This window comes from Sulfurovum sp. (assembly GCF_049668085.1).
Classification (GTDB): domain Bacteria; phylum Campylobacterota; class Campylobacteria; order Campylobacterales; family Sulfurovaceae; genus Sulfurovum.
The window spans coordinates 1-2,433 of the sequence record NZ_JBATIY010000068.1 but is presented as its reverse complement, the minus strand read 5'-3'; the positions used below and the strand labels follow the sequence as shown (position 1 = coordinate 2,433).

General features: G+C 37.9%; 3 protein-coding genes. All 3 read right to left on the bottom strand.

Translation table 11 applies throughout. The features are described from left to right. Positions 1-191: sugar phosphate nucleotidyltransferase (locus WBM70_RS04350; protein WP_424557283.1), on the bottom strand; the 191-nt coding region annotated here is incomplete at its 3' end. 128 nt (positions 192-319) lie between these two features. After that, positions 320-1,543, bottom strand: a complete 1,224-nt coding sequence (locus WBM70_RS04345) for a glucose-6-phosphate isomerase (protein WP_424557282.1) — start codon at positions 1,541-1,543, stop codon at positions 320-322. Then, a partial coding sequence (locus tag WBM70_RS04340) for a phosphomannomutase/phosphoglucomutase (protein ID WP_424557281.1) occupies positions 1,540-2,433 on the bottom strand: 894 nt, incomplete at its 5' end. The genes WBM70_RS04345 and WBM70_RS04340, both read right to left, overlap by 4 nt.

Sequence of the window (2,433 nt, the reverse complement as noted above, 5' to 3'; positions counted from 1 at the left end):
TCTTCTATGGCACGTTTACCACGTCCTGTGATCACTGCCATGGTAGAGAGACCTGCTTCAACTGCCTCTTCGACTCCATACTGGATAAGTGGTTTAGTTAAGACAGGAAGCATCTCTTTTGGTGTTGCTTTGGTTGCTGGGAGGAATCTGGTACCATAGCCTGCTGCGGGGAATAAACATTTTTTGATCATATTTTAACTCATTTATTATTTTATTAATGTAATTTTACCAAAATAAGGACATTTTTAAACTTATTTAAGCTTTTTGATAAGCTTTAACTACATTAAAAGAATTATAGACTTCTAATGTCATATTGATGTCATTTTTTTAATACACGTAACTTTTTCTTCAAAATGATCTTGCCTGCTTCAACACCAGGTTGATCATAGGTATTGACATCGATGAGTTCTCCTACAAGCGAAGTAAGTAACTCATAGTAGTAGATGAGTGATCCTATGGAGTGTTCATTCACTGTGGGAATCGTAATGCTGTCAAGCGGAATATCTCCTTGTACTTCAAGTGCTTCCATAACCGAGTCACACTGCATATTGATCAGTTTGGAAAAAGGAAGACCATTGAGTATGTCAAGTGTTTCTAAATGAGGTAGAGTGATATCCGAGATGGTAATGTTGTCATGAAAATCTTCAATTTTAATGAAAGTGACCGATTTATCTCTGGTACCCTCCATGATAAGCTGTAGAAAGGAGTGTTGATCTTTTGGGCCGATAAGACCAATGGGAGTAAGACCTACATGAAATGCACTATTCCTTTGATGTTTTCCTAAACTTTCACCCCAAAGTTGCACATACCATTCACAGAAATATTTGAGTGTTTCAGAATAGGCGAAGATACAGTTGATATGGAATTGAGCATGATTTTTTGCATAAAAGACGGCTTTTTTTAGAAGTGTATCTTTCAGGTATCCATCGTTAAAAAAACTTTGTTTTATGGTCTGAGCACCATTTAAGAGTGCTTGTATGTCTATATCGCATAAAGCTAACGGGACAAGACCTACAGTGGAGAGTACAGAAAATCTTCCGCCTACATTGTCAGGAAGGTGAAGTACAGAAGCGTTGATCTCATTGGCATACTTTTCAAGTGGAGAATCAGGATCAGTGATGAAAGTATACGCTGATGGATCATTTTGAAGAGAATAGATGTATTTGTAGATAGAAAATGTCTCTACCGTGTTACCTGATTTTGAGATCACAAGAAAATGGGTTTTCTCAAGGTCTATTTTTGAAAGCAGGGTAGTAATATTGATAGGATCTGTACTTTCAAAAAAGTAAAGTTTTCTTGAAAGGTTGTTTAGGGGTTTGACAAATTCATAGATTGCTTTGGCACCTAAAGAACTTCCACCGATGCCTATGACAGCAATAGTTTCTATCATATCTGGAATCGAGTCACAATAGGATAATATAGGAGTAATGTCCTGATCTGGTAGTGTATAATAACCAATGCTTCTTTGTTCCTCTTCAATAGCTCTAAAAGCTTTTTGCTGAACCTGCTCATCTAGTGAAGTGAAATAAAGTTTATTGATCATAGTAAGCTCTTTGCCTGTATGATAAGTGCATTAACCTTTAACTTATACTCTTTTGCCAGTGCTTCATCGGTTGATTCAAATCGTGTAACAAGGACAGGCGTAGTGTTACTTGCTCTGACAAGTCCCCATCCTTTTTCAAAATTGATACGCACACCGTCCACATCGATGATATTTAGGATCTTAGGGAAGTCTGCTGGTGGGGTTTGAAGAAGTTCTTTGACTTTATCAATGATGGCAAACTTCTCTTCTTCTGTGGTCTCTACTTTGATTTCTTCTGTGGAAAAAACAGTTGGAAGTGCGTCGATCTCTTTATCTAGATCGATACCGTCATGGATCAGTTCCAACATTCTCAGTGTGGCATAGATGGCATCATCATAACCAAAATAACGATGTTTAAAGAAGATATGTCCACTCACTTCACAGGCAAGATCAGCATTCGTCTCTTTCATTTTTACTTTTAAGTTAGAATGACCTGTTTTATACATGATGGCTTTTGCACCACGACGTTCAAGTTCATCGTACATGACCTGTGAGCATTTAACTTCACCGATCACCGTAGGGTTTTCCATCTTCATGGCATAGAGCAGTGCCATTTGATCACCTTTGATGTTGTATTTATGTGTGAGTACAGCGATACGGTCAGCATCTCCATCGTAAGCAAAAGCGATGTCTCCATCTTTAGCTAAAGCCGCTTTGATATCTACAAGGTTTTTTTCTACAGATGGATCTGGATGGTGGTTGGGAAAAGTACCATCCGGTTCAAGATAAAGACCTGTGTAATTAAAATTCAAGGCATCAAATATATCTGTTATGACCGTGTCTGCAACACCATTTCCCCCATCTATCACAATTTTTTGAGGGAAGTTTTTGAGGTGTGCAAACTCTTTCTC

Bases quoted from the DNA above. Each gene is read 5' to 3' on its own strand.
- WBM70_RS04345 (WP_424557282.1), bottom strand. From the start codon at position 1,543: ATGATCAATAAACTTTATTTCACTTCACTAGATGAGCAGGTTCAGCAA.